This window comes from Photobacterium sp. Alg240-V54 (assembly GCF_900537155.1).
In the GTDB taxonomy this organism is placed as follows: Bacteria; Pseudomonadota; Gammaproteobacteria; order Enterobacterales; family Vibrionaceae; genus Photobacterium.
Genome location: NZ_UNRL01000001.1, coordinates 580,665 through 607,046 on the forward strand (window position 1 = coordinate 580,665; position 26,382 = coordinate 607,046).

General features: G+C 38.1%; 21 protein-coding genes. 15 read left to right on the forward strand and 6 right to left on the reverse strand.

The features are described from left to right. Positions 1–136: 136 nt before the first annotated feature. The 7 genes from G6R09_RS02445 to G6R09_RS02475 all read left to right on the forward strand — a co-directional run bounded on the left by G6R09_RS02445 (position 137) and on the right by G6R09_RS02475 (position 11,017). Positions 137–2,812, forward strand: a complete 2,676-nt coding sequence (locus G6R09_RS02445) for a bifunctional acetate--CoA ligase family protein/GNAT family N-acetyltransferase (protein ID WP_163920334.1) — start codon at positions 137–139, stop codon at positions 2,810–2,812. A 132-nt stretch (positions 2,813–2,944) separates the two neighbouring features. Further along, positions 2,945–3,751: a DUF4344 domain-containing metallopeptidase gene (locus tag G6R09_RS02450; RefSeq protein ID WP_146145150.1), complete on the forward strand. Its 807-nt coding sequence runs from the start codon at positions 2,945–2,947 to the stop codon at positions 3,749–3,751. 226 nt (positions 3,752–3,977) lie between these two features. Then, positions 3,978–7,430 (forward strand): YdbH domain-containing protein, encoded by a 3,453-nt coding sequence (locus tag G6R09_RS02455; RefSeq protein ID WP_163920336.1) that lies wholly within the window; start codon positions 3,978–3,980, stop codon positions 7,428–7,430. A gap of 73 nt (positions 7,431–7,503) precedes the next feature. Further along, positions 7,504–7,665, forward strand: a complete 162-nt coding sequence (locus G6R09_RS02460; RefSeq protein ID WP_235860161.1) for a YnbE family lipoprotein — start codon at positions 7,504–7,506, stop codon at positions 7,663–7,665. A 33-nt stretch (positions 7,666–7,698) separates the two neighbouring features. Then, a complete protein-coding gene (locus G6R09_RS02465) occupies positions 7,699–8,025 on the forward strand; it encodes a YdbL family protein (protein WP_163920338.1) in 327 nt (108 codons plus the stop codon). Positions 8,026–8,153: 128 nt separating this feature from the next. Further along, on the forward strand, positions 8,154–9,092 hold the full coding sequence (locus tag G6R09_RS02470) for a YeiH family protein (protein WP_065167461.1): 939 nt from the start codon (positions 8,154–8,156) through the stop codon (positions 9,090–9,092). Positions 9,093–9,301: 209 nt separating this feature from the next. After that, positions 9,302–11,017, forward strand: a complete 1,716-nt coding sequence (locus G6R09_RS02475) for an amidohydrolase (RefSeq protein ID WP_205522970.1) — start codon at positions 9,302–9,304, stop codon at positions 11,015–11,017. Positions 11,018–11,145: 128 nt separating this feature from the next. Here G6R09_RS02475 and G6R09_RS02480 read toward each other — a convergent pair whose 3' ends face one another. After that, a complete protein-coding gene (locus G6R09_RS02480) occupies positions 11,146–12,459 on the reverse strand; it encodes an anaerobic C4-dicarboxylate transporter family protein (protein WP_060998872.1) in 1,314 nt (437 codons plus the stop codon). 257 nt (positions 12,460–12,716) lie between these two features. Then, complete coding sequence (locus G6R09_RS02485; RefSeq protein WP_065167460.1) at positions 12,717–12,953, reverse strand: hypothetical protein; 237 nt, start codon at positions 12,951–12,953, stop codon at positions 12,717–12,719. Positions 12,954–13,294: 341 nt separating this feature from the next. Between G6R09_RS02485 and G6R09_RS02490 the strand changes: the two genes are divergently transcribed. Then, the gene (locus tag G6R09_RS02490) at positions 13,295–13,858 is read left to right on the forward strand and encodes an SPOR domain-containing protein (RefSeq protein ID WP_065167459.1); all 564 of its coding nucleotides are present in this window, start codon (positions 13,295–13,297) and stop codon (positions 13,856–13,858) included. Between the two features lie 128 nt (positions 13,859–13,986). Here the strand turns inward: G6R09_RS02490 and G6R09_RS02495 are convergent, their stop codons facing one another. Next, complete coding sequence (locus G6R09_RS02495) at positions 13,987–15,327, reverse strand: DEAD/DEAH box helicase (protein WP_060998865.1); 1,341 nt, start codon at positions 15,325–15,327, stop codon at positions 13,987–13,989. A gap of 223 nt (positions 15,328–15,550) precedes the next feature. Here G6R09_RS02495 and G6R09_RS02500 point away from each other — a divergent pair, with 223 nt between their 5' ends. Beyond that, positions 15,551–16,177, forward strand: coding sequence for a DUF2238 domain-containing protein (locus G6R09_RS02500; protein ID WP_065167456.1), 627 nt, complete (start codon positions 15,551–15,553; stop codon positions 16,175–16,177). Between the two features lie 89 nt (positions 16,178–16,266). Here G6R09_RS02500 and galE read toward each other — a convergent pair whose 3' ends face one another. Next, the gene (gene galE / locus G6R09_RS02505; RefSeq protein WP_065167454.1) at positions 16,267–17,286 is read right to left on the reverse strand and encodes a UDP-glucose 4-epimerase GalE; all 1,020 of its coding nucleotides are present in this window, start codon (positions 17,284–17,286) and stop codon (positions 16,267–16,269) included. A gap of 283 nt (positions 17,287–17,569) precedes the next feature. On the opposite strand from galE, the gene G6R09_RS02510 reads away from it, so the two are divergent. Next, entirely contained in the window at positions 17,570–18,496 is a 927-nt protein-coding gene (locus tag G6R09_RS02510; protein ID WP_065167453.1) for an alpha/beta fold hydrolase, read from the forward strand. A 54-nt stretch (positions 18,497–18,550) separates the two neighbouring features. Here G6R09_RS02510 and G6R09_RS02515 read toward each other — a convergent pair whose 3' ends face one another. Next, positions 18,551–18,763: a YdcH family protein gene (locus G6R09_RS02515; protein WP_065167452.1), complete on the reverse strand. Its 213-nt coding sequence runs from the start codon at positions 18,761–18,763 to the stop codon at positions 18,551–18,553. Positions 18,764–19,097: 334 nt separating this feature from the next. On the opposite strand from G6R09_RS02515, the gene G6R09_RS02520 reads away from it, so the two are divergent. The 5 genes from G6R09_RS02520 (at position 19,098) to G6R09_RS02540 (ending at position 25,392) form a co-directional block, all read left to right on the forward strand. Further along, positions 19,098–20,150: a GGDEF domain-containing protein gene (locus G6R09_RS02520; RefSeq protein ID WP_065167451.1), complete on the forward strand. Its 1,053-nt coding sequence runs from the start codon at positions 19,098–19,100 to the stop codon at positions 20,148–20,150. Between the two features lie 9 nt (positions 20,151–20,159). After that, on the forward strand, positions 20,160–20,675 hold the full coding sequence (locus tag G6R09_RS02525) for an NUDIX hydrolase (RefSeq protein WP_065167450.1): 516 nt from the start codon (positions 20,160–20,162) through the stop codon (positions 20,673–20,675). Positions 20,676–21,436: 761 nt separating this feature from the next. After that, on the forward strand, positions 21,437–22,765 hold the full coding sequence (locus tag G6R09_RS02530) for a Tat pathway signal protein (RefSeq protein ID WP_163920340.1): 1,329 nt from the start codon (positions 21,437–21,439) through the stop codon (positions 22,763–22,765). Between the two features lie 65 nt (positions 22,766–22,830). Beyond that, entirely contained in the window at positions 22,831–24,681 is a 1,851-nt protein-coding gene (locus G6R09_RS02535; protein ID WP_163920342.1) for a phospholipase, read from the forward strand. Positions 24,682–24,834: 153 nt separating this feature from the next. Next, entirely contained in the window at positions 24,835–25,392 is a 558-nt protein-coding gene (locus G6R09_RS02540) for a manganese efflux pump (protein WP_107204503.1), read from the forward strand. A gap of 74 nt (positions 25,393–25,466) precedes the next feature. Here the strand turns inward: G6R09_RS02540 and G6R09_RS02545 are convergent, their stop codons facing one another. Further along, entirely contained in the window at positions 25,467–26,375 is a 909-nt protein-coding gene (locus G6R09_RS02545) for an ABC transporter substrate-binding protein (RefSeq protein ID WP_373423677.1), read from the reverse strand. Positions 26,376–26,382 lie beyond the last annotated feature (7 nt).

The window sequence follows — 26,382 nt, forward strand, 5'->3', positions numbered from 1 at the left end:
TCTTATTGGAATACGAATACCCTCTGGAAATATTTCGCACCATTAAATTTTCATTTAGATCACATTATTATTACAAAAAAGGTGCCCTTCTACTATTTAAAGATAAAGTATAACGACGACGATTAAGGGTAAATTTATGAGTAAAATAGCAGCGCTTCTAAAACCGACTAGCATTGCAGTCATTGGCGCATCAAATAATTCACAACGCATTGGTTATATCGTTGTTCGTAATCTGTTATCCGGTTGCTTTAATGGTCCTATCATCCCTGTCACGCCTAAGTACGCTGCTGTGGCAGGAATTCTTGCTTATCACAATATAGAAGCAATACCGATTACGCCTGATATCGCAATTCTTTGTACACGGGCTGAATACAACCCTGATATTATTACTCAACTCGGAAAGAAAGGCGTAAAGGCGGTTATTGTGATTGCTGCTAGCATAATATCAGCCTCGACTGACAATAACGCCGTTAATTACCACCAGCAAATGTTGACCAATGCCAAGCGTTATAATATGCGTATTATTGGGCCAAATAGCATGGGCATCATTCTTCCTTGGCTTAACCTTAATGCGTCAGTCTCTCCTATCGCTGCCAATAAAGGCAATATCGCGTTTATTTCACAATCAGCAGCAGTGTGCACCACTATTTTAGATTGGGCGCAAAATAAACAGATCGGCTTTTCGACCTTTATCTCATTAGGCGATGGATGTGATATTAATTTTGCAGAGTTACTTGATTTTCTAAGCCAAGACACAAAAACAGATGCTATCTTGCTTTATATCGACAGTATTAACGATGCACGGCAATTTATGTCAGCGGCGCGGGCGGCTGCACGAAATCGCCGTATTCTGGTATTAAAAAATGGCCGAACACTGGCAGGACGATCAGCTGCCTTATTACATACAGCGGGTGAAGCAGGCCTTGATGAAGTTTATGATGCTGCAATTCGACGATCAGGTATGTTACGAGTACATACAACCCATGACTTATTTGCCGCCGTTGAAACGCTGGCCCATTCAGTTCCCTTACGAGGAGAACGACTGGTTATTCTGACCAATGGAGGCGGCCCTGCGATCATGGCGGTAGATGCACTCTCTGATCGCGGTGGAAAACTAGCGACACTCAGTGCTGAAACCATTCAACGCTTATCTGCTGTATTACCAGCTTATTGGTCTCAGGCTAATCCGATTGATATTATGGGGGATGCTAATACCGACCGTTATCGACAAGTACTGACGATTTTATTAGATAGCGATGACTTTGACGCACTGCTTATCATGCACAGCCCTTCTGCTGTAGCCAATAGTACGGATACAGCGCAAATCATCACAGAGACTCTCCACCAGCATCCTCGTAGCCAACGGGTAAACGTACTGACCAATTGGTCTGGTGAAAATGAAGCCGCTGAAGCACGATCTATTTTTACTCAAGCACGCTTACCCACCTATCGTACGCCTGAAAGTGCTATTTCAGCATTCATGCATTTAGTTGAGTACCGCCGTAACCAACGCCAATTAATGGAAACCCCTGTCTCTATTGGTGAAATTAGCGCAGATCTCCACTATGTGCGTAATGAAATACACCGCTTGCTGCAGCAAAACATTCATCGCCTTGAAACCCATGAAATACGTCCTTTACTCACGAGCTATGGTTTTACGACACTACCAACATGGATAGCTTCTGATGCTGCTGAGGCAGTACATATTGCTGAACAAATCGGTTATCCGGTAGCAGTAAAATTACGTTCAGCCGATATTCGGCATAAATCAGAAATTCATGGGGTGGTATTATACCTACGTGATGCGAATGAAGTCGCTAATGCTGCTGATGCAATTTTGTCACGAGTGGCCTTGCACTATCCTAGCGCACGTATTGATGGGTTGTTAATTCAACGCATGGCTGATCGTTCTGGCGCTCAAGAATTACGCATTGGTATCCATAATGATCCAGTGTTTGGGCCTGTGATCATGCTTGGTGAAGAAACCATTCATTGGGATATTGAGCGTGATGCCGTGGTAGCATTGCCGCCATTAAATATGGCCTTAGCCCGTTATATGGTAATCAATGCGCTAAAGCATCATAAAATCAAACAACGTAGTAGCCTAGAGCAAATATCTATTCCTGCACTGAGCCGTTTATTAGTCAGTATTTCGCAAATGATCATTGATTGCCCTGAAATTCGTGCATTTGATATTCACCCTCTGCTGGTCTCAGGTGATGAACTCACGATCATTGATGCCTCGATGGATATTGCAGCGTTTGATGGTGATATTCAACAACGGCTCGCCATTCGTCCTTACCCTAAAGAATATGAACAACCATGTCAGCTAAAAGATGGTAAGCTGATTTTGCTACGTCCAATCCTACCTGAAGATGAACCCGCTCATAAGGCATTTATTAATCAAGTTTCTGAAGAAGATCTTTATAAACGCTTCTTCTCTGATGTTGGTGAGTTAAATCATGAAGCCTTGGCAAAGTTTACCCAGATAGACTACGACCGTGAAATGGCGTTTGTCGCAGTTTATGAAGATATGATTATTGGCGTTGCTCGTGCTTTATCAGATGCAGACAATACTGAGGCTGAGTTTGCTATTTTAGTTCGCTCAGATATGAAAGGTTGTGGCTTAGGGGGGATTTTAATGACCAAACTGATTGATTATGCCCACCAGCGAGGCTTAATGAGGCTAACAGGTATGACAATGCCAACCAATCGCGGCATGATCACCTTGGCACAAAAAATGGGCTTTAGTATTGATGTTCAGCTCGCTGATGGTGTGGTTGAAATGTTATTAGTGCTCAATCACCATTAAATATAAAACAACACGCAGTGCACTGTTGATAGTTATTAATAGTGCATTTTTATTGTTTTGCAGCGTTACATTCCATCTCATCCGCTATAATTATCAACTATGATACATCTATAGTAGTAACGAGGTGATCACGTGATTATAAAGATGCGTACTGCATGTCTACTTGCCTGCTTATTAATACTTAACCTAAGTTATGCAGGAACAGAACAACCCACAGGTGGGCGCTATGGTTTGGCATTAGATCCAGTTGCAACAGTAAATTTTGTGTTTAACACCCCATCATCGCTACAGCAACAACAAGCACAAGATATTGTGCAACATTCATCTATACTGCCAACAATAAAACACTTGAGCCAAACCCGTTTTATTTTTGCGCCGAGCTTAGACATTGTATTTGGTGGTAATAGAGGGCCTTATTATAATTCGACTCAGCAGCTGATTCAGATCCCATACCTGTATATTACTCAACTCTTACAACATGTGACAGATAGTGGCCGTTACCCAACACAGCAACAACGTTATCAGGCGACAATCGATGCGCTATTATTGACATTGCTCTATGAAATTGGTCATGTGTATATTCTTGATCGCGCGATTCCGATATTAGGCTACAGCGAAAATACCGTCGATAATTTTGTGACAATTTTACTACTTAATGATATCGATAGAGGTGATCAAATAGCGATTAACTCAAACCACCTATTCAGTATTGATGCATTCAGTCAATCACCCCTTAAAGACAATCCATTTATTGAGCAACATGCGCTTAATCAACCACGTTACCAACGTATTTTATGCCTGGTTTATGGCAGTAATCCTGCTCGCTACCAACGTTTGTTTGATAATGACTCAATGGTGCAGCGACAACAACGACAGCAATCATGCCAAGAGACATTTTCAACGACTCACAAAGGTTGGCTTTATTATTTAGACCATTAAAGTGAATAATCAGTCAAAATAAAAACTATAACCCCGCATTTTTTGTAACCAAAAGCATAGTTAGTCATTTTACTGTCAAATAGTATTGAATGATTTTTGTCTGCTACATAGCAATGATAGACTCATTATTATGTCTAAATATACCGCTGATGGTGAATATTTAAGTTAACTGAGTAACTTATTGCTACCATTGGAACATCATTTTCTGAAAAGGTGATCTATCGTAGTGAAATCTTGCTCATCCAATACTGAGCCAGCACCACCAGCAAACTCTCGACCGCCACGGTTACGTACTCGCACTAAGCTGGGTTTATCGTTATTGGTGCTGCTCTTACTCGCACCTATTGTTGGTTTTATATGGCTAAGTATCAATGGCATTACAGTAACGGGGCTTAAAGGGCTCCGTTATGATGGCGACGTGCGCGCAGAGCTGATTTCGTTACGCGTTTTTGATTACAACGTCACCTTTCATAACCTTTCTCTACGCCACAGTGTCGATCCTGATAACCCTATTGATGAAGGCAGTTATCGGCTTTTTGCCAAGAAATATGAAATCGAGCTTTCGCCAGCCGCAACAGCAATGCTTGAGAAACAAGATATCTTCCTGCGTTATATTCATTTTTTTGATGCGACGTTTAAGTTTGTTGATTTTTCCTCCCCATTAGCCATTAATGCCCATGCCCGTAAGGTCACAGCCTCTGCCGCACACAGTGATGGTAAAGAGCCCGCTGCAACACAAATTATTGAACAGGTGGATGTTACGATCAGCAACAGTCCGCATTTAGTGATTTCTGGCCATTCTGAAAAAGGTCGATTAAATTTATTCTTTCCACATTATCAGCCATCACCCCATTACCCGTTACGCTTCACTGACAGCCAATTTTCTATTGGGTGGCAAGGCGATCAAACCCCTGTTACGGTGACTATTGGTGCACTGCATCCTGAATGGGAAACTCTAAATAACACTCTACCTGAGCAAATTATTACCAAGTTATCGTTAGCGTTTGATCTTAAACACAGTTTACCGACAATGAAGTTAATCGCTAAGACAGCGAAGTTAGAACAACCTAAATATTTACCCGAATTTATTAATCGAACTGATATCGATAGTAAAGGGTTTCATCTAGGACAAACCATCGCTAATCTTGCCCGGTTACCGATTAATAAATTTAAAATAAAGTCATTCACTTACGGTGACTTATTAATTGATGCTAAAGTGATTTTAGAGACACCACTAACAGCAACATCACTAACAACTCACTCTACTGCTTCTACAACTTCGATAACAATAGATGAACCAACAACAAAGACCGTTGTTAACCAGGCCTCGCCCTCAAAAACAGCGGCAGAAAAAGCCCACCATAAACAGCAACGTCAACGCCGAGAGCAAGCGCGCCATAAAGTCGAACAACAGGCCAAAGATCTAAATATCGCAACAGAAAATAAAACTAAGGCACGTTTTATTGTAAGAGGAAAAGCGTTAGCCCCAAATCCGTATCAACTTGAGGTTAATATCCACCATTTATCAAAGACAGATGCGCGCGTGCATACCATCATGACTCGCAGTGACGGTAATAGCCTTAATTGTGATGCTAAGATTATTTTTCAACAACCGTTGCCACAATACTTAAACTGCAATGCCAACTTTAAAAATACCAAAGAGTTTACTGACCGTTTAGGGCTCAAAGATGTGCCGAATGCAAAAATAAATGGGCCGCTACGTTTCTATGCTAAGCAAATCGTCAGCAGCTTATCTAAAAAAGCACAACCTATGGTCATAGATAATAAAATTGTTGATGCACACTACCTTGTTGGCATTGAATTACCCGCTTCTTTTGCGATTGAACTTAACAAATATGCCTTTGCTGCGCCGTTTATACATTCTAAACGCAACCATGAAAGCCACCAAAACCAACCCAAACATGTTGCTAATATTCAAATGAATAGTGATGGTAAAATTAACTTTAAGGTCAATTATAACAATGATTTATTCCGCGTAGCATTAAGCGATAAAAACGAAACCATTAGCTTTAAAAACGCTAAAACAAAGTCGGCATTACATTTCTTTATTGATGATCTCAACTGCTTGTACCCTAACTTACAATGCCATATCGATGCCAACATCAGTGCTAGTATTAATAGCCTAGAGCCGATTATTGACAGTAAAATTGATGATGTAGTATTTAATTCAAAGGTAAAAGCAACATGGGCTAATAACTATTTAGTTTCCCAACTTCAACAGACACGTTTACAAGCTAAAAAACTAACTTTCGCAGGTATTCCAACCTTAGCAAATAGCAGTAGTAAGAATATTGATTTCAGTTTAAAACAATTAATCGGTATTTTTGAAAAACAACATGATCAACTCGCATTAACACTTTATCAGCCGAAAAATACTCAAGCGCAATTAAGTGCTCAATTATATGCTCGTCACCAAACGACAAAAAAATCTCAAGCTGCAGACTATAAAACCCAATTAAATGTGAAGGTCAGTAAATTCTTATTACGCCATGCGTTTGTATTTAACACCCAAAAAACGCAATCACAGCCACTGACTCTCAGTAGTGATTTCAAAATAACAATGGCAGCAGCTCAACGTAACCGTCAGCAAGTGCTACCGCCAACGTATCTTCATGGCCATTTTCTATTAGCTGATAACGCGCTTAACGTTAAAACAACCTTAGCCAATCCTTATGACGATATATTAGCGCAAGTTGATGTTAATACGGATTTAATTACTAAGAAGACAACAGTTAAACTACACCGCCGAACGATCTCTTTTACGAAAGAAAATAGCTTAAAGAATTATTATTTTCCGGCGTTATCATTACCGATTGATATTACAGACGGTAGTATTACCACCAGCGCATCATTTGTTATTGATCGTAATAATCAATTAACAGGCACAGCTAACATCGCCACCAACCAACTTTCTGGTTACTATCGTGGTATTAAAATAACCCAACTTAATAGCAGCCTATATACTGCTTTTTCCCCAAAGGGGATTCGTAGCCTGCGTCCAATGGCTTTATTTGCTCAACAACTTAGTCTTGGTGTTTCATTAACAAAACCCAGTTTAATTATCGATTTTGATACACAAACAGATCAATATACCCTACATCGAATTTCAGCCAATTTATTTGGCGGTAGTATCAGTGCCCATGGTATCAAGCGCACTAACAGCCGTCATTTAAGTACGATCCCTATTACAGTATTTGGACTCAATATTGAAAAAGTAACCGATAGTATTGATCATGATGGCATCGAGTTTACGGGGATCCTTGATGGCACTATTCCAATATCGTTTATTGATGGTAAACCTGAGATCCATGCAGGCGTACTTCAATCTCGCCATCCAGGTGGAGTATTACGTTATCTTGATGGCTCGATCATTGATAATAAAGTCAAAGCTGCCGGCCACCATAGTCCGTTAATGGTAAGTGAAATCCTTAAAAATTATCATTATCGTACTCTCGCTATTAAAGTTAACTACGCTAGAGAGGGTGTGTTAGACACGCAATCTCATTTTAAAGGCTATAACCCTGATTTTCAGTATGGTCGGCCGATCAACATCAATTTAGCGGTTGAAGATAATATTTTGGAACTCATTAAAACAATTAACATGATCAATGCTTCTGATATCGAACAAAAAATCAGTGACCATTTCAATCAGCACTAGTACGTAAAAGGTTATCACCATGAATAGTTTGCAAAAAACATTGCTCCTATCTACGCTCTATGGCATAGCACTCATGATTACGATGCTATTACTCAATGGCTGTACACCGACAATACAAGTCGCGACATCGGATAAACCCATTGAAGTTAATCTTAACGTTAAGATTGAGCATGAAATTAAAATAAAAGTAGACAAAGAAATAGAACAACTTTTTGATAATAAAGAGACATTTTAATTTCCCACTTTTCTTTTAGTAAGGTAATCCACCATGAAACCAATCATCTTTAGCTGTTGTTTGCTGGCTTTTTTTTCACATTCAGCTTTGGCACTTAATTTACAGCAAGCGAAGCAACAAGGACTGGTTGGCGAGGCTAATAATGGTTTTATTGCTGTAATTAATGCAACCCATCGCGCTGATGTTTCTCAATTAATAAAGACGGTTAATAACCATCGTCAAAATACCTATAATGCAATTAGTCAGTCTCATGATTTATCTCTCATTGACGTAAAACAGCGTGCTTATTTGAAAGCAATAGAAAAAACCCAAACAGGCAATTACTATCAAGACAGTGATGGCGGTTGGAGAAAAAAATAATATCCTTACAAATAGTAGCTATATATTAAGTTACTCTTAACCCTCGTTTAAATATATTTAACTCACCTAAATAGAATGACATGCGTATAATTTAAGATCTGATAAATAAACCGACTTTAACCATAAAAATGACCTTAAATCAAAAGATTAGACCTGTAGATTTTGTTTTTATAATTACTGCAGTGATATGTTTAGCACCGTTCATTAGTTCACCCATTGCATTAATCCTTGGTTTTACTTTAGCCAGTTTTGGTTTAGTACCAACACAATTTAATCTTGCAGCCTTGACCAAAAAACTTTTGTCATACTCCATTATTGGTTTAGGGTTTGGGATTAATTTAAATGAAGCAATTGAAGCTAGCCGTCAAGGACTTGGACTGATTATATCTTCGATCTTCTTTACCTTGTTTTTAGGCTGGCTCGCAACCCATTTTCTAAAACTTGATAAAAAAACGGGTCATTTAATCGCAGCTGGAACGGCTATTTGTGGTGGTAGTGCCATTGCCGCAGTATCGCCAGCGATTAATGCGCGCGATGATCAAACATCATTGGCTTTAGCAACGGTATTTGTACTTAATGCTGCTGCGCTATTCCTTTTCCCTGCCATTGGTCATTTATTAGAGATGAGCCAACATGCATTTGGTACTTGGGCTGCGATTGCAATCCACGATACCTCATCCGTTGTTGGTGCTGCGGGATCATATGGCGATGAAGCATTAAAAACGGCAACAACACTTAAGCTTGCTCGCGCACTATGGATCATTCCTGTCGCGTTTGGCAGTGCGTTAATGTTTAAAGGCGACAGTAAGAAAATTGGCATTCCTTATTTCATTGTCTTTTATTGCCTTGCTATTTTAGTGGCCCATTTTGTACCACAGTTTCACTCCACCTATATGCTAATTTTTGATGCATCAAAGCGTTTATTAGTCGTGTGTCTATTCTTAATTGGTTCAGGTATTACGGTGAGTAAATTGCGTAATGCTGGACACAAGCCATTATTATTAGGAGTTGTACTTTGGTTAGCGATTGGTGCTGCTTCATTAACCTATATCGAATTATTTCTTTAATCAACGAAAGTTAGACTCATAACACGCTTTTAAGCCAGATATAGTGTCTGGCTTTTTTGTATCCCTCATATCACAAATCTATCATTACTGCAGTTATTAATCCTCATTTGTATGCTTTCCTTGATAAATTTAAGCATTTTCATCGTTTTATGCTATCAATGTATGTAGTAGTTAGCGGTATTTTTATTTTCTTAACACGGATGTAATCAATGAAAACTTCACAATTGAAACTGATGTCAGCTTTAATCTCGTCATTATTAGCGATGAATTGTCATGCCAAAGAACCGGCGGTGAGTGCTGATACTATTTATAGTGGCGGTAATATTATTACTATGAACGATGCTCAACCCTCTGTGCAAGCTATCGCAATTAAAGATGGAAAAATCATTGCAGTAGGTGATACCAGTACGATTAACAACACATTTAAATCACAGCAAACTAAGCTCATCGACTTAGAAGGTAAAAGTTTATTACCCGGCTTTATTGATGCTCATAGCCATTATTTCAACTCATTACAGGTTGCTGATCAAGCACAAGTCTATGCCCCACCATCAGGAACAGGTAAAGATGTTGATAGTATTCTTGCAACAATTAAGCAATATGCTGACGAGCATAAGATCCCTAAGGGCGAATTGATTATTGCTTATGGTTATGATGATACCGTGATGCCAAATGGTCGCTTACTTAATCGTGACGATATCGATAAAGTTTTTCCTGATAACCCTGTACGTATCGACCATGTCTCTATGCATGGTACAGTAATGAACAGTCTTGCTTTAAAAAAATACGGTTATAGTGATCAAACCGAAACACCTGCTGGTGGCGTTATCGTACGTAAAGAAGGCACCAATGAGCCATTTGGGTTAATCATGGAAACAGCGTATCTTCCTGTGCTTGCACAAGCAGAAGTGATGACGCCAGAAGAGGAAATTGAAGCCACTAAAGCAGGCCAAAAATTGTATGCTCAAAATGGTATTACCACCGCTCATGAAGGCGCAACCCATTTAAATCAGTTTGAAACCATCAAACGTGCATCTGATGCTAACGCCAATATAATTGATGTTATCGTTTATCCCTTTATAACCGATGTGGATGCAATTTTAGCTAAGTACCCCGTTGATAAATGGCTGCAATATAACAATCGCCTTAAAGTGGGTGGCGTTAAAGTTACCGTTGATGGTTCACCTCAAGGGCGAACAGCACGATTTACCACTCCATATTTAGCCGGAGGCCCTGCAGGAGAAAAAAATTGGATGGGTGAATTGACCTTTCCACAAGACACAATTAATAAAATGGTTAAAAAAGTCTATGACTTAAATGTGCCTTTAAATTTACATGCTAACGGTGATGGTGCGATTGATGCCTTTTTTGAAGCACACCAATCAGTAGCCAAGGATGATCTGACTAAAGATCGTGACATTACGATGATCCATGCGCAATTTGCGCGTAAAGATCAATTGAGTAAATTTAAACAATATAAGATCCGCCCTTCTTTCTATACCCTACATACTTACTATTTTGCAGACGCTCATCTTAAAAATCGTGGCAAAAAACAGACTGACTATATAAGTCCAATGCGAGATGCTATTGATATCGGCCTTCACCCAACCAATCATACTGATTTTGTTGTTGCACCTTTAGATCAAATGATGATGCTTTCATCTGCTGTAAATCGGTTATCACGAAGCAATCAAGTTATCGGTGAAACACAGCAAATCACACCACTTGAAGGCTTAAAAGCGATGACTATTTGGGCTGCAGAACAGTATAACGAAGAGATGAACAAGGGCTCGCTTGAGGTAGGAAAACTTGCAGATATGGTAATCCTCGATAATAACCCTCTCACCATTGAGCCCACAAAAATCAAAGATATTAAGATTGTCGAAACCATCAAAGAAGGCAAGACTATTTACTTAAATCAATAAATATACCGTTTTTCGTAATCAAAAAAAAACCTCTATTCTTCCAATATTTATTGAAAGCAATAGAGGTTTTATACCTATAAATCAGATTATTAACAATTATTTGTTACTGTTTTATCTCAGCGCCTGATTTAAAGAACAAATCCAGCAAAAATGAAGCCAAACACAATACTGAATACCATGCTTAATAAACCAGGGATCATAAAGCTATGGTTAAAGATGTAACTACCGATCTTCGTTGTACCTGTACGGTCAAAATCAATCGAAGCGATGATTGGACCGTAGTTAGGAATAAAGAAGTAACCGTTAACAGCAACGAAGGTTGCAATGATAACTTCTGGTGGTAGACCTAATGTGATACCTACAGGTACAAGTACTGCTGTTGTTGCACCTTGGCTGTTTACCATTACTGATAGCGCAAATAATGCAAATGCAAATGTCCATGGCGCCACTTCAACTAAACCAGATACCGCGTCTTTTACCATTTCACTGTGACCAGCAATAAACGTATCACCTAGCCATGCGATACCAAAGATCGCAACAATCGCACGCATACCCGCGTGGAAAACAGATCCCTGAGTGATCGCATTACCATCTGGCTTACAGATCAAAATGATCAATGCGGCAATCGCTAGCATCACGATCTCGATCGTGTGTGCCATACCCATGGCTGATCCATTGAAGTTAGGGCGCAGTGCTGGAAATGCCCCCATGATAACAACCGCTAATGCACCAAATAGGAATAAACCAACCGCTTTCTTTGCTTCTGGCTTAATAACGATCTCTTCAACTTTAATTTCTTGTTCCATTTCCTGACGGAAAGCAGGATCTTGCATGCGACGTTGGTATTCTGGATCATCTTTAAGATCTTTACCGATTTTATTTACCACAACACACGCAAGTGCTAAACCACAGAATGTACCAGGGATAGTCACCATTAATACATCAGCTAACGTAATGCCTTGTGGTTCAAGAAATGCAACGAGTGCTACAACAGCTGCTGCAATAGGACTGGCTACAATTGCAAACTGAGAGGCAATAACAGCCATCCCTAGTGGGCGCTCAGGACGAATACCACTACGACGGCTAACTTCTGCAATAACAGGCAACACAGAGTAAGCAACATGACCTGTACCTGCTAAGAAAGTAAACATGTAGGTTACTAACGGTGCAATAAAGGTAATATGACGAGGATTTTTACGAAGAATATTTGAAGCAATTTTAATTAGATATTCAAGACCACCAGCCGCTTGCATTGCTGCTGCTGCTGCTACAACCGCCATGATCATTAACATTACATCAATGGGTGGGCTAGTTGGTTGCAAACCAAAGATGAAGCTTAAAATGGCAAGACCAATACCACCCATAACACCCAAACCAATACCACCGATTCGAGCACCGACTAATATACACACAAGTACAATCAAAAATTCTACAATAAACACATCTATACTCCCTAATAACAGCGCTTATATTACTGAGTTATATTCAGTAAAAATTCGTGCTGATAATAAAGTTTATATAGAAGCAATAATTAGCACCCAATCACACTTTATTAAAATATATATCAATAAAAATAGTAATATAAACAACTAATTATATTTATGTTTCACCAAGTTACACTAATTGTAATGATAATGTGTCTATTTTGATTGGCTATTCCAATATGAGCTACTTCATCCTCGATAGGAATCAACAGATGTTATGGTTCAATAACGACTTTTTTAGAGGCAGTTAACACTTCATAATGGTTGTTTTTTACTCGTTGCTCACTCATTTTCAACCACAACACAACGGCTAAAATAGCAAAGGCGCTTAAATCACATAATGCACTAGTGATCCCAGTTGTCACTAATGATACTCCAATCAATAACATTGCCATCACTGTTGCGACAATACGTCGTTGACGATCATTAACCCTGAGTAACCACGCTTTCATAATTATCATCCATATCAAACCTTACTTGTTATTAATATGTTAACCAATGTTCGATAGTTTAAAAAATACTGTTTACCTCTATGAAAGAGTAAAAAGCTATATAACGATATGACGCTATTAATTATTAAGGCAATATAACGTATTCTCATTTAGCATAATGCACTTGCTTAAAAAGCGTCCAGTTAATCATAAATGTGTAATTTTCATGTCAATATTTTGCCGTTTTTAGCTACAATACACCCCAAGTATAAAGGCATTTATTAATGATGATATTTACATCACAAAAATGATGGATACCAATATCACATTTATGAATCATTAAATATTCTTCGGAGAAAACAATGGCATCTCGTACGCTAAAGGCAGCAGTTGTCTTGGGTCTATTTGCATTATCTGGTTGTGCGTCATCTAACAGCCCTTGTGATACAGGTTACCTACTACCATCTAAACTTGATAATGAAAACCTTCAATGTCAACAACAGCAACAACAGCCAGCTGAAACTGTTGCCCCAGAAACGACAGTAACCAGTGAACCGGTTGTTGATAGTGACTACATTGATAATGACAATGCGCATCTTGCGGATGAAGAATCAATGACAAACGATCAAGCATTTGGTGACATTAACCCTTCGCATTTTACCGTACAGATTTTGGCATTAAGTGAAGAGCGTAACCTGCGTGGTTATCTTCAGCCAATTACTGGCAATCAACCAATTTGGGTTAACTGGAAACACGCATTAGGTCGTAACTGGTATGCGGTTACTTACGGTAATTTCGCAACCCGTGAAGAAGCAAAACAAGCAATTCAAACATTACCAGCAACGGTTCAAGCACAAGGCCCATTTGTATTAAGCTTTGCTGCTGTTAAAGCTGATAAAGAAGGTCAAGTTTACCAATTGCGTTAATTGCACTGCGGTCGTTAATACTGTTGCGAATTAACTTAGACGCATAACAAAAAACCAGACGCTAGGTCTGGTTTTTTATGTCTTACTACAACGAAGAGCAAGTTACGTAATCATATATACAGTTATGATTATTGGTCGTCTTGACTAACATCTGTATTACGTTTTTTCTTAGGGATAAAGACATCATTACCCACTGCTTGGTTTTCGTAAAAACGCTTATCAACTCTCTTTTTCGCTTTTGGTGCGTGAGTTTGTTTTGCTGCAGCAGTCGTGTTAGTTGTTGTTTTCTTAACAAACTTCTTCTTCGGTGCTGGTTTAAGGCCTTTAAACTTACCAACTAAGCCTTCAATTGTGGTGAACTCAATCTTTTGTTTTAAGAATGCTTCCACCGCTTTAAAGCTCTTCCAGTCTTTAGGTCCAACAAGTGACACTGCATCACCCTTATTACCTGCACGACCAGTACGACCCACACGGTGAACATATTCTTCAGCATGTTTTGGCATATCAAAGTTAATGACTAATGATACGCTATCAATATCAAGACCACGTGATGCAATATCTGTTGTTACCAGAATCTTATGGCAGTTACGCTCAAACTGACTCATGATGCTATTACGTTGGGTTTGATTTAAGTTACCACTTAGTGCAACCGCTTTAAGCTTACGCTCGTTCAATTCAGCAGTTAAACGATCGGTATCAGCACGTGTTGCTGTAAAGATAATAACTTGATTGTAATTTTCAACCTCAAGCACTTTATCTAGCAATGCTTGTTTATGATCTAAGTGATCACAAAGAATAAAACGTTGCGTAATATCAGTATGCTCTTCTGCTGAGTGACCAATTGAAATACGCTTAGGGTTATCTAGCATTTCAGAAGCCATATCAAGCACATCTACATGATCCATCGTTGCAGAGAACATTAATGTTTGACGACGACGATGATTTGCAGCTTCGTTAATACGACGTAGTTGAGGTTCAAAACCCAGATCTAGCATACGGTCAGCTTCATCAAGAATCAGCATTTCTAAGCCATCAAGATGTGTACTACGGTGCTCTAGGTGATCGGCAAAACGACCAGGCGTTGCAACCACAAACATTGGGTCATTACGTAATGCTTTTACTTGGTCGTTAAAGTTTTCACCACCAACAATCAAAGTACCATCATACGGCGTACCTGCATTAAGCGTACGTAATTGTGCAAAAATTTGTTTCGCTAGCTCACGCGTTGGTGTCAAAATCAAAACACGTGGATCACGACGAGTAAATGGCTTACTACGATACATACGTTGCATCGCTGGTAATAAAAATGCCAGAGTTTTACCGGAACCCGTTTTCGACGACGCTAAAATATCCTTGCCTGCAATAGCAACAGGGACTGCCGTTTGTTGAATTTCGGTTGCTCGATCAAACGCCAAATGATTTAGTTTCTTTAGTAGGCGTGGGTCTAAGCCAAGATCTTTAAAATGCAAAATGATGCTCCGGTAAAAACAACTCAATCTATGAGTGTGTACTGTCAAATATGATGTATATCACAATATTGTGAAAACATTAGCTGGAAATTATAACACAAACCAATTTTAAAAAACCTAAAATAAGTCATCACATTAAGGTTATCAAATTGATAATCTTTGTTGCCACATATGCTGTAAAAACGTTACTCTTAAATCCAATTGTTTATTATAAGGAATTGAAATGATTGAGAACAAATACCCTAAATGGTTAGCATTATGCTATAGCATCTTCTTTATTGCGTTAGGGATCAACCCCGCTTTTCGTGCTGTATGGATAGCAGAAGCCATTCCTCTTATGATGGTGTTCTTATTTTTAGTCTTCAGTTATCGTTATTTTGTGTTTAGTAATCTTGCTTATACGTTAATGGCTATATGGTTGATATTACATAATATTGGTGCTCATTATACTTTTGCTAACGTCCCTTTTGACTGGGTTAACCATTTATTAGATTCTAACCGTAACCACTTTGACCGATTTGCCCATTTTTCGATTGGCTTTTATGCCTTTCCTATTGCTGAATTCTTAGTCCGCAAAGGACATTGCAAACCTATTATTGCAGCGTTATTTGGTTTATTTGCCATAATGGCAACAGCGGCAGCTTATGAAATCGTCGAATGGTGGTATGCAGCAAGTGCTGGTGGTGAAGCAGGGATTGAATTTTTAGGATCTCAAGGCGATATTTGGGACGCTCAAAAAGACATGTTAGCCGATACACTTGGGGCAATATTTAGTTTAACCATTTTCTTTATTGCTAAAACGTATCAAACCCAAGATAGTGTGTTAATTACCTCTGAGAAAAAGCATTAATATGTAATTTCTTCACTAGGTTTCAGCATATAAAAAAACCCAGCACTTATGTTGGGTTTTCTATAATAGAATATTTATATGACTAAATATTACTCTGCGTCAGGGTAACCATCAGGGTTAGTTGACTGCCAACGCCATGTATCTTGTGTCATGTCATCTAGAGTCAATTTAGCTTCCCAGTTAAGTTCTGCTTTTGCTTTTGCTGGATCAGCCCAACATTCTGCAATATCACCCGCACGACGTGGCGCTATTTTGTAAGGGATTTCAACACCTGAAGCGACTTCAAATGCTTTTGCCATTTGCAATACACTATTACCGTTACCAGTACCTAGGTTGTAAATGTGTAAACCCGCTTCACGGCCTTTATGTGTTAATGCTGCAAGGTGACCATCTGCAAGATCAACCACGTGAATGTAATCACGTACACCTGTACCATCAACTGTTGGGTAGTCATCACCGAAAACAGATAAGAACTCACGACGGCCAACAGCGACTTGAGAAATAAATGGCATTAGGTTGTTAGGAATACCTTGTGGATCTTCGCCCATAGTGCCTGATTTATGTGAACCTACTGGGTTAAAGTAACGCAGTAATGTTACGCTCATTTCAGGGTATGCGTGTTGAATATCGGCAAGACACTCTTCTACCATTAGCTTACTACGGCCATATGGGTTAGTTGCACTGGTTGGGAAATCTTCAGTGATTGGCACTGATGCAGGATCACCATAAACAGTTGCTGATGAACTAAAGATGATCGCATTTACACCTGCAGCACGCATCGCTTCAACAAGTACTAATGTACCACTAACGTTATTATCGTAATACGCAAGTGGCTTTTCTACTGATTCGCCTACTGCTTTCAATCCTGCAAAATGGATCACAGCATCGATATCATTTTCAGCAAATACACCATCTAAAAATTCACGGTCACGAATGTCACCTTTATAGAATGCTGGTGTCACACCCGTTAGACTATGAATGCGTCCTAATACTGTTTCTTTACTATTGTACAAATTGTCAACAATAACAGGGGTCATACCCGCTTCAATCATTTGTACACAAGTATGACTACCAATGTAGCCCATGCCACCAGTAACTAATACACGCATGGTGTCTCCTAGTCGTTAATACGTAGTTTCAGTCTAAATATTAATACATATCCGTATGGCAATAACACGATATTGTATAAAAATTTATTATAGAAAAAGATTATGCTATCGATTGTTTTATTTAGCAACCGCACTAATCCAGTCAACCTTCAATTCTGACAGAATCTTTACCAAAAAAACAAATACAGCTCACAAATTTATTTTAAGGTTAGCGTTGATAATATATTTATCATGACAAAATAAAACAGTGTATAATTTATTTTTTAAACTATTCGAGTAACCAATGAAACGATTTCTGCATTCTCTTATTCTTCTATTATCACTAAGTTTCGTCGCAACTGGCTGCGAAGTAGTACGTTGGAAAACTGAACATGATCAATCAACATTAAAAAAAGAAGGCTTCAGTAAACATCAGATGACACTCCAGCAAGGTGGCAAATTAACATATTGGGAAGGCGGCCAAGGTCAGCCGTTACTGCTTTTACATGGTTTTGGTGGTACCGCCGCAGCTACGTGGAAAGCAGAAATGCTGCAACTAAGTAAAAAATACCATGTTATTGCTCCAGATTTACTGTGGTTTGGTGAGTCTTATAGTAATAGCTCTCCCCAGCTAGCCACTCAAACAAATGCAATTTGGCAATTAGTTGATAAATTAAAGTTAAATAATATTGATGTAGTAGGAATATCTTACGGTGGTTTTATTACTTATGACATGATGCTAACACCTGAACGCATAAATAAAGCCGTTATCATTGCAAGCCCTGGCCCTTTATTTAATGACCAAGATTTAACTGATTTAGTTAAACGTGCAGGAACTCAATCACCGGAAGAGTTATTTGTACCTAATAATGGTGATGGTGTTAAACGTCTTTACGACAATGTATTTATTGAAAAAAAGATCATCCCTGATTTTATTGCTAATCAAATCTACCTTGATTATTTTTCGCAGTGGAAACCACAGCGAACTCAATTAATTCAAACATTACTTAATGATAGAGATCGCATTCAGCAATATGATCCTAAAAAGTTACCGCAAACCTTACTCATTTGGGGAGAAAACGACCAAATTTTCCCACTAAAGAGCGGTATAAAACTGAGCCAATACATTCAAGCACCCATTGTAGTATTACCGAAAACAGCACATGGTATTACTAATGAGCAGCCGACAGTTACTGCTGATTTGATAGACACTTTTCTATCAACGCAATAACGCTTATGACTCAAAAAATAAAAAGAGAAGTTTAAGCTTCTCTTTTTAATAAATTTATTGTTGTTTTTGTTGGAGATAAACGAATATTTCATCTTTCAACAATAGCTTTTCTTTCTTTAATTGCTCGATAAGAGTCCCATCAAAGCCATTAGAAGATGCCATTTCATTAATTTTATCATCTAATTCATTATGCTTTTTAAATAGTCGATCAAAGTGAGCATCATGCCCTTTTAGCGATGAAATTAAGCTTCTATACTCTGGAAACATTGTCGCTCCTAATCATTATCTAGTACGCACAAATATACCAATTACAAATAAATATTCATGAATAAAGATCTCATTTTTAATCATTTAACCTAAAATTCAACCACTTTATAGGCGATAGGTATTTACAGTAAGCACCATAACTATGATTAATGCATCGATAGTAAACTAATCAACTCAAAAAAATGATAACAATGAAAATAACCCTTTTAATATATTAACTTACATTAAATTAAAAAAATAATTAGACATCAATCACAATACTGATATGCTCTGCACAATAATACATTATGTATTGCATTCACTTTTGTAATGTTATAAAGGTCTGTTCCATATCATGGCTACACTGATTAAAAGTACTCAACTTCAAGCAACAAATTTTGCTTATATTGAACTGAGCGAGAAAACATTAAAAAAACAGCTCTCATTGCTATTCCCTTTTTCTGGCGCTATCTGCGCAATTATTGCTTTTACTTATTTGGTTTCTCAACAAGGACACTATTTCACGCTTGTTGGAATATTAGGCATGATATTGTGTTACACCCTTGCAGCATTAAATCGAACCCTCTTTTCGGCAACTATTCTTTTTTGGATCTTTTTAATCGCAACCACACTTGTTTGTTCGAGTGGTTTTTATTTTACGGGTGCGCGCCACATCAGTAATACCATTGGCTTGACCATTCCACTATTGAGCTTTTTTGCTTTGCAAATCAGAACTGCTACTTGGTATAGCAGTATTTTTGGCATGTTATATATTGTGCTCAGTGTGTCAGAAATAGCCAATAAACAAATGCAGATTTCATCAGCACTGCAAAATATTTGTGCTTATTCTATTATCTTTGTGATGGCTTTTTTATTATCTCGCCACCGTTATGATGCGATTCAACAAGTAAAAAGAACCACAACTAATGATTTCCTAACCGGGTTACTAAACCGTGAAGGACTATTACCTCTTTATCAAAATGAATCATCTCGCTGTAAGCGTTATCGCCGTGATATATCAATGCTATTAATTAATATTGATAAATTTAGAGATGTTAACGACCGTTTCGGGCTTGATGCAGGAGATAAAACCTTAATGATGCTGGCAAAATGTCTTCGTGAAATGTGTACTGAAAACATGCACATCGCCCGTTTGAGTAGCCAAGAGTTTTGTATCATTATTCCTGATGCTGATATTCAAAGAGCCGAGCAATTTGCCGTTAATATTCGAGATGAAATAGGCCAATGGGTATTAGAGCTAACGACTGGGCATCAGATTAATATCACCGTCAGTATTGGCATTACTAATGTTGAATATCAAGACTTTAGTTATGACTATATCAAAGCAGAAAGCGCATTGATGCGTGCAAAACGTTGGGGTTATAATCAAATCGCGACTAATGAATAGAGAATAATTATGACGATAATCACCCATTACCAATGGAAATGTTTCAGTATTGAAGAGCAACCACATCTTTTACCTGATGGCAGAGAGATCGCTTTTACAACGCTAATTCACCCTGGTGCTGTTATTATTATTCCTATTGATAGTGATGGTAATCTGGTGATGGTTCATCAATATCGCCCCGCGGTAAAACAATGGTTACTTGAGTTTCCAGCAGGTACGATTGAACCAAATGAAGATATTTTAATCTCTGCCCAACGGGAATTAGCAGAAGAAACTAACCTTGCAGCAAAACAATGGCATGCCTTAGGCGAACTATTACCAGTGCCTGGGTTTTGTGACGAGATTCAGTATCTGTATGTTGTTAAAGAACTCACCCCTACTCAAGGTGAACTTGATGATGACGAAATCATGGATGTAGTTACTTTTTCTGTTGCTGAAATAGAACAAAAAATTATAGATAATCAAATTCAAGATAATAAAACGTTAGCTGCCTTTCTAAAAGCACGACTGCTTGGCTTCATTTAAACCGCATCACGACTAACATAGTGCGATATTGAATAATAAATATCGCACTATATTTATACTTCTTCATACATGAAAAACCACTCTTCATACATATACATCCCGTTAATCGTCATTAGATTATTTACGTCGAATTTCACGGTAATAATTCCAAAGACCTATGCTGATATCATGTTTTGCTTTCGACAAATTGTAGTTATAGCTCCATTTTCACTTACCTTTAAAGGCGAAAATAACAGCACATTAATAAATTTATAAAATTAATGCTTCTTTTTTTATGCCTATAATAGAATTTTATAAATCATAACTAATATCTTTATCACGTTAAATTAAAAAACAACATACTAATTAAATATAAGATAATTTAGTAACACTACAATTAATTCTTATATATTGATTTCAAAAAACAAACATAAACGATTGATTAAATTAAGATTAAAATAGAAAGGCAATATAAATGAACGATAACAAATAATATCGATTAAATTATAAATTAATACATATATTATAAAATAATAATAATCCTTTATACTAATAGGGAATACCTATAGCACCAATAGGCATAACTGATTATGCATTTTCACTTAGCTCCTATTATTATCTGCTGCCATTTTGCTTAACAGTAACGGAGTTATTTATTAAAAACTTTCACTCGTTATTTATTATATATAAAGAAATAAAACCCACTTCAATATAAAAATATTCAATATTAAAAATAGAAAGTATCTGCTCAACTTTTATAACTATTTACCTAAAGAAATTATATGCCTTTAAAAAGAAGAACATTTATTAAATCAAGTTTATTGGGAACAGCTGGCTTATTTTTAAGCTCCCACGTATCAGCATTACCTCGTTTTTCTTTATCAGAAAAATCCAACACTATTACTGTTTCTTTTTGTGGTACAAGTTGTACTCGCGATGAAGGCCAAATCTCTCGCGATGGAAGTAATAAAAATATATATCTACCGTCAACGGGCTATATTCCTATAAGAATTATGAAAGAGCTCGATGGCTTTGGTAAAAGTGTTCGCGGTTGTGGTCAAAATGATTGGGCTACATCAACTACAAGTGAACCTTTACTCGTTAAAGGTCCATTGAATGCCCCTAGCTCACTACTTTCTTATATTCAAAGCTACATTAGTGGTGACCAATATTCGCTAGTTGAAGCAGCAAAAGGTGATTCAATGCCAGCGCTTGCTTTACACGGCGCAAACATTGCTACTGCAAGTAAAGCAGATACATTTAACTTTATTGGTCATAGTCGTGGAGCTTGTGAAGCCATTATTGCCGCATGGTTCCTGTATGCCTATGGCGATGAAAAAACACGTAATACCCCTGTTAATATTTTTGCTATTGAGCCGGTTCCCGGTCCTGGTGCATGGTATGGCTTATTAACTCAGCTACCACCGAATGTTGTTAACTATGTTGGTGTTTATGCGTGGGATATGTGTAACAACATCAACACTGCAGATCACGCATATCAAGCAGTTGTTCCACGTCCTAATGGCCGTATGCGTGGGGAAAATAATGATATCAAACTACACAACCAATCATGGTTCAACTGGGCAAAACGAGAAAGCGCTTGGAGTGTGTTAGCGGATAAAGCTCAACAAAAGAACCCACTAGAACACGATGACGAAACACCTCAACCTCAGGGTTACGAGCTATACACCAGTCGTGGTCGGCACAGTACCGTTGCTGGAAATACAACAGCAGATGGCGCATACGATCCAAGCAAAGACAGTGATAATGTTGCACCGGTTCCTGAGTTAATTTACAAGATGGCTCGTGGTTACCTAACGCAATGGGGAACGAACTTCACGATCCCTTGTACCGTTGAAGAAGATGTTCTTACTTTAAGAAAACATATTCATATGTTCCACCGTGAATTTGATCAGATGGGAGGCGGTCCTTTACGTAATAGTAGTTTACCAAACCGCCCTTATGTCCGTCGCTTATCATCAATCAGTGGTTATAACCCGCTTAATACTTACTATATGGAAGATGTTGTTGGTAATCCTCCATACAAGCTCACTTATCCCGTTACCTCTGAACGCACAGGTAAAGGTTGGGTTGACTGGAAGTTTTTATAAGCCTTCAGATAACCATTCAACCCATATAGCCATTTATAAAAAAAAGCGAATAAACGAGAAAGAATATGAGCAAAATTGATGATGTAAAAAACGAACTAGTTAAAAACGAGCTCTTCTACCACGATAGTGAAAATAACTATGTTCGACTGCTTGATACACCCAATGTATGGGGCATGCCTTTTGGTCCTGAGATTATGCCTCGTGCATACGAACGTCAAGCTGAATTTGAACGTGCAGTCGTTGAGATTATTCAAAAAGCTCGCTACCGCTGTGATCTTTCATCGCTAAATAGTCCAGATCCTGACTGGGGAAAACCCATCTTAGGTGCTATCGATACCGCTCTATCAACTAAAATGGGTCGTACAGAGCCGACACAATTTCGTTTCCTATTTGGACAAACACCGTTATACCCATTTTATAAGCCAGGCAATCTTGTTGATTTTCAGGATGCTTTAAAACGACTCGTTGAAGAGCGTTCAGCCAATTGGGAAGTGATGCCAGAATTCATTGTCGGTCGTTTTTATGAACGAGTAGCAGGATCACAACAATCACTACAAACCAAATTTTTACCGGCTGAACTTGTATCAAGTTACGGCACTAAAATGACATGGAACCACTCTAAAATTATTGCAGTAGACGGTGTTGAATCCCTAGCTGGCGGCCATAACCTTAACATGGATTTATTTAGAAGTTACCCACCAGTTCATGATGTATCTGCTGTTGTTCATGGTGATGCAACATACGGTGCGCAGCTTTACTTAAATAATATGTGGACGGGAACTACAGATCTACTCACTAAAGAGACATTTGATATTGAATCAATGGCATGGGTACTAAAAGACTCAGAGCCTGATTTTCCAAATGACCCGTTAGAACTTAGCTATGTTCTTGATTATATGAAAGATAAGCAAGAACAGTTATTAGATATTCATCAAACAGGCATTCAACCCGGCGTTGATCCTAAACAACCTGAATTGGAACTTCTTCCTCCGGTATTTGCCATAAAAGACTTCGATTTACGCTCTATTGCTGATCTTAAAGCGCCGGTTTTTGAAGATCGCATTGTATATAATAGTTATGAAAACCTTGATAAATACAAAAGTGCAAGCCGTATTCTTACGGTTGGTAAATACTGGACTGGCTTAAACCGTAGCACTGACTTTAAGATCGGTTCTGAAATAATGAAGAAAACCTTGATCTTAAATGCGAAAAGCGTTGTACGTATGTCACAACAAGACATTATCAGTGCATGGAAAAAGAACTGGAAAGATCACTCTGTTGCTCAATGGATCATTGAAGCATTACTAAAAAACGAAGACTTACAAGTACTAGTTGTTGTTTCTGCACTTGATGCTGGCGCAGGTGCTGCTGGTGATCAATATTCTTTTGGTTCTGGAGCAATTAGAACTTTTGGTCTACTTAAATACTATATGACGCATGATGTCGCGACAGATAAGTTACTAGATGATACAGATGGTAAACGAGCAAATGCACTAAATCGACTTTTTGTTGCACCATTCACATTTACAGATAAAGTACCTGAAGGTGACTTTATTGAAGGTAAAACATATAAATGGCCGAAATTACCACCGGAAGGTCGTACCGCTACGCTAAAACAGCGCCCATTATCAGAAGAACCACCGCACCATGGCATTATTGGTCACCCATTCTATGCAACTATTAACGCAAGTGGATACTTCTACGATCGTGTTGATTGTGCGCCCGGTAACCATGCAAAAATCATGATCGTCGATGATGAAGTTTGCATCATTGGCTCTGATAATCTATATCCTGGCAACCTTTCAGAGTTTAATAATCTCATAGAAGGTGACTTTGTCGATGAACTATTAAATGAATATTGGAATCCATTATGGAAATATTCATCTCCACATGCCTACTCGGGTAATAATTCATAGACATTAAATAATATAATAAGTAGTCAATTTATTTGACTACTTATTTTTAAACTCAATAAAATACTCTCATATCTGAAAAATTACTATTCATACAAATACATCGCTTTAATCGTCATTTCAGTTTATAAAAGCATTTTTACGAGATGAACTATCGTGTCTTTCTTACTCGCTTTGATTTTCTCCCTTTCATCGAATCTCGATAATTTCGTTATTGGCCTAACTTATGGTGTAAAAAATGAAAGGATCCCATTAGTTTCTAATGCCATTATTGCTTTTATTACATCCGTTGTTACTTTAATTTCAATGCTTGGTGGCCAGTTAATTACTCAACTCGTGCCCCATAAAGTATCAAATGAACTAGGCTCTATTATTTTTATATTAATGGGTACATGGTTTATTTGTACTGACATGCTAAAAAAGCAGCAACAGAAGCAAGAAAAAACCAGTACAGCCCTTAATTTCAAAGCTGCTGTTATGCTTGGTTTATTACTATCAATTAATAATATTGGTGTCGGTATTTTGGGCAGTATTACCCACCTCAATATTTACTTAGTTGTCGCACTTACCTTTATTACAGGTATGATATTAACGTATATGGGTAATCATATTGGTGACAGCGTAACAGGAAAGATGGTTGGAAAATATAATGATTTAATTTCTGGTGGGTTACTTATTCTATTAGGCGTTTTATCTTTGTTGTTTTCATTTTAAACCACGACAACTTACAAAACATGAAACCCAGCTTTATCTCATAAAATAAAGATCTGGGCTTCTATGCTTTTAGATTATAACGAAATCTGCCAACGCTTAAGAGGTTCAGCATGGTTTATACCAATGCGACCCCAGCGATCAACACTATCAATAACCATCACATTGACGTCTTTAGGTAATAATGCTTGTTGGGATGTAGTCAGTTTTTTAGTAGTTAACAGCCATAGACTATCATCGTCTGCTAATAAACTAGCGAGTTTATTCTTATCTGCTGCGGTCCATTCTAATTCCGGTGTTGTTAAACGATCGACAACAAATAATTGGTTACCTGAAGCAAAATCTTCAAGCTCATTAGAAAGTAAAACAACCGAGTCAACACCCGCTTCGATTAATACTTGTTGCTGTTCGTTAATTAACTGGCGCACATCATTCATTAATTGTTGCTGATTTTTTTCGATTTGTTGCGCTTTTTCAGGCCATAAGCGTTGTAAATCATCGCTGACAATTGCCGCCATAAGACTAAGGTTAGTAGGATTTAACCATGAATAAATTGAGGTTGAACCATCTTCTAAACGCAATGCAGCAACACCTTGTGCTCGCGGCGAAATTGCTTGTGATGCATCAATCTCTACTATCTTAATATTACCTTGACGAGCGTTAACATACAGTGGATCTTGCGGCCAAATAGCCCCTAATGTGATCACAGCTTGTGCTTTTTTACTCGCCTCTTTTGTTACCTTGTCACCTTTTGATGCAAACCAATTTGGTAATCGTGACACACCGTAACGTTTAGGCGGTAAATATTCTGTTGTCAGCCCAGTATTATTGGTTAACTCTGTTGCCAGCATATAAGTAACCGGAGTTGCGGTTAAAATATCTTGCGCTTGAGCGTTACTCGTATAACTCCAGCCTGCCGCGATCATTACAGCTGTGCACAGTGATTTTCTCAGAAAGCTTATCGGTTGTTGCTGAACATAAATCATGGGAATT

Excerpts from the sequence above, each read along its gene's own strand:
- G6R09_RS02445 (WP_163920334.1), top strand. The coding sequence starts at position 137 with ATGAGTAAAATAGCAGCGCTTCTAAAACCGACTAGCATTGCAGTCATT.
- G6R09_RS02460 (WP_235860161.1), top strand. The coding sequence starts at position 7,504 with ATGATTACGATGCTATTACTCAATGGCTGTACACCGACAATACAAGTC.
- G6R09_RS02465 (WP_163920338.1), top strand. The coding sequence starts at position 7,699 with ATGAAACCAATCATCTTTAGCTGTTGTTTGCTGGCTTTTTTTTCACAT.
- G6R09_RS02470 (WP_065167461.1), top strand. The coding sequence starts at position 8,154 with ATGACCTTAAATCAAAAGATTAGACCTGTAGATTTTGTTTTTATAATT.
- G6R09_RS02475 (WP_205522970.1), top strand. The coding sequence starts at position 9,302 with ATGAAAACTTCACAATTGAAACTGATGTCAGCTTTAATCTCGTCATTA.
- G6R09_RS02485 (WP_065167460.1), bottom strand. The coding sequence starts at position 12,953 with ATGAAAGCGTGGTTACTCAGGGTTAATGATCGTCAACGACGTATTGTC.
- G6R09_RS02490 (WP_065167459.1), top strand. The coding sequence starts at position 13,295 with ATGGCATCTCGTACGCTAAAGGCAGCAGTTGTCTTGGGTCTATTTGCA.
- G6R09_RS02500 (WP_065167456.1), top strand. The coding sequence starts at position 15,551 with ATGATTGAGAACAAATACCCTAAATGGTTAGCATTATGCTATAGCATC.
- galE (WP_065167454.1), bottom strand. The coding sequence starts at position 17,286 with ATGCGTGTATTAGTTACTGGTGGCATGGGCTACATTGGTAGTCATACT.
- G6R09_RS02510 (WP_065167453.1), top strand. The coding sequence starts at position 17,570 with ATGAAACGATTTCTGCATTCTCTTATTCTTCTATTATCACTAAGTTTC.
- G6R09_RS02515 (WP_065167452.1), bottom strand. The coding sequence starts at position 18,763 with ATGTTTCCAGAGTATAGAAGCTTAATTTCATCGCTAAAAGGGCATGAT.
- G6R09_RS02520 (WP_065167451.1), top strand. The coding sequence starts at position 19,098 with ATGGCTACACTGATTAAAAGTACTCAACTTCAAGCAACAAATTTTGCT.
- G6R09_RS02525 (WP_065167450.1), top strand. The coding sequence starts at position 20,160 with ATGACGATAATCACCCATTACCAATGGAAATGTTTCAGTATTGAAGAG.
- G6R09_RS02530 (WP_163920340.1), top strand. The coding sequence starts at position 21,437 with ATGCCTTTAAAAAGAAGAACATTTATTAAATCAAGTTTATTGGGAACA.
- G6R09_RS02535 (WP_163920342.1), top strand. The coding sequence starts at position 22,831 with ATGAGCAAAATTGATGATGTAAAAAACGAACTAGTTAAAAACGAGCTC.
- G6R09_RS02545 (WP_373423677.1), bottom strand. The coding sequence starts at position 26,375 with ATGATTTATGTTCAGCAACAACCGATAAGCTTTCTGAGAAAATCACTG.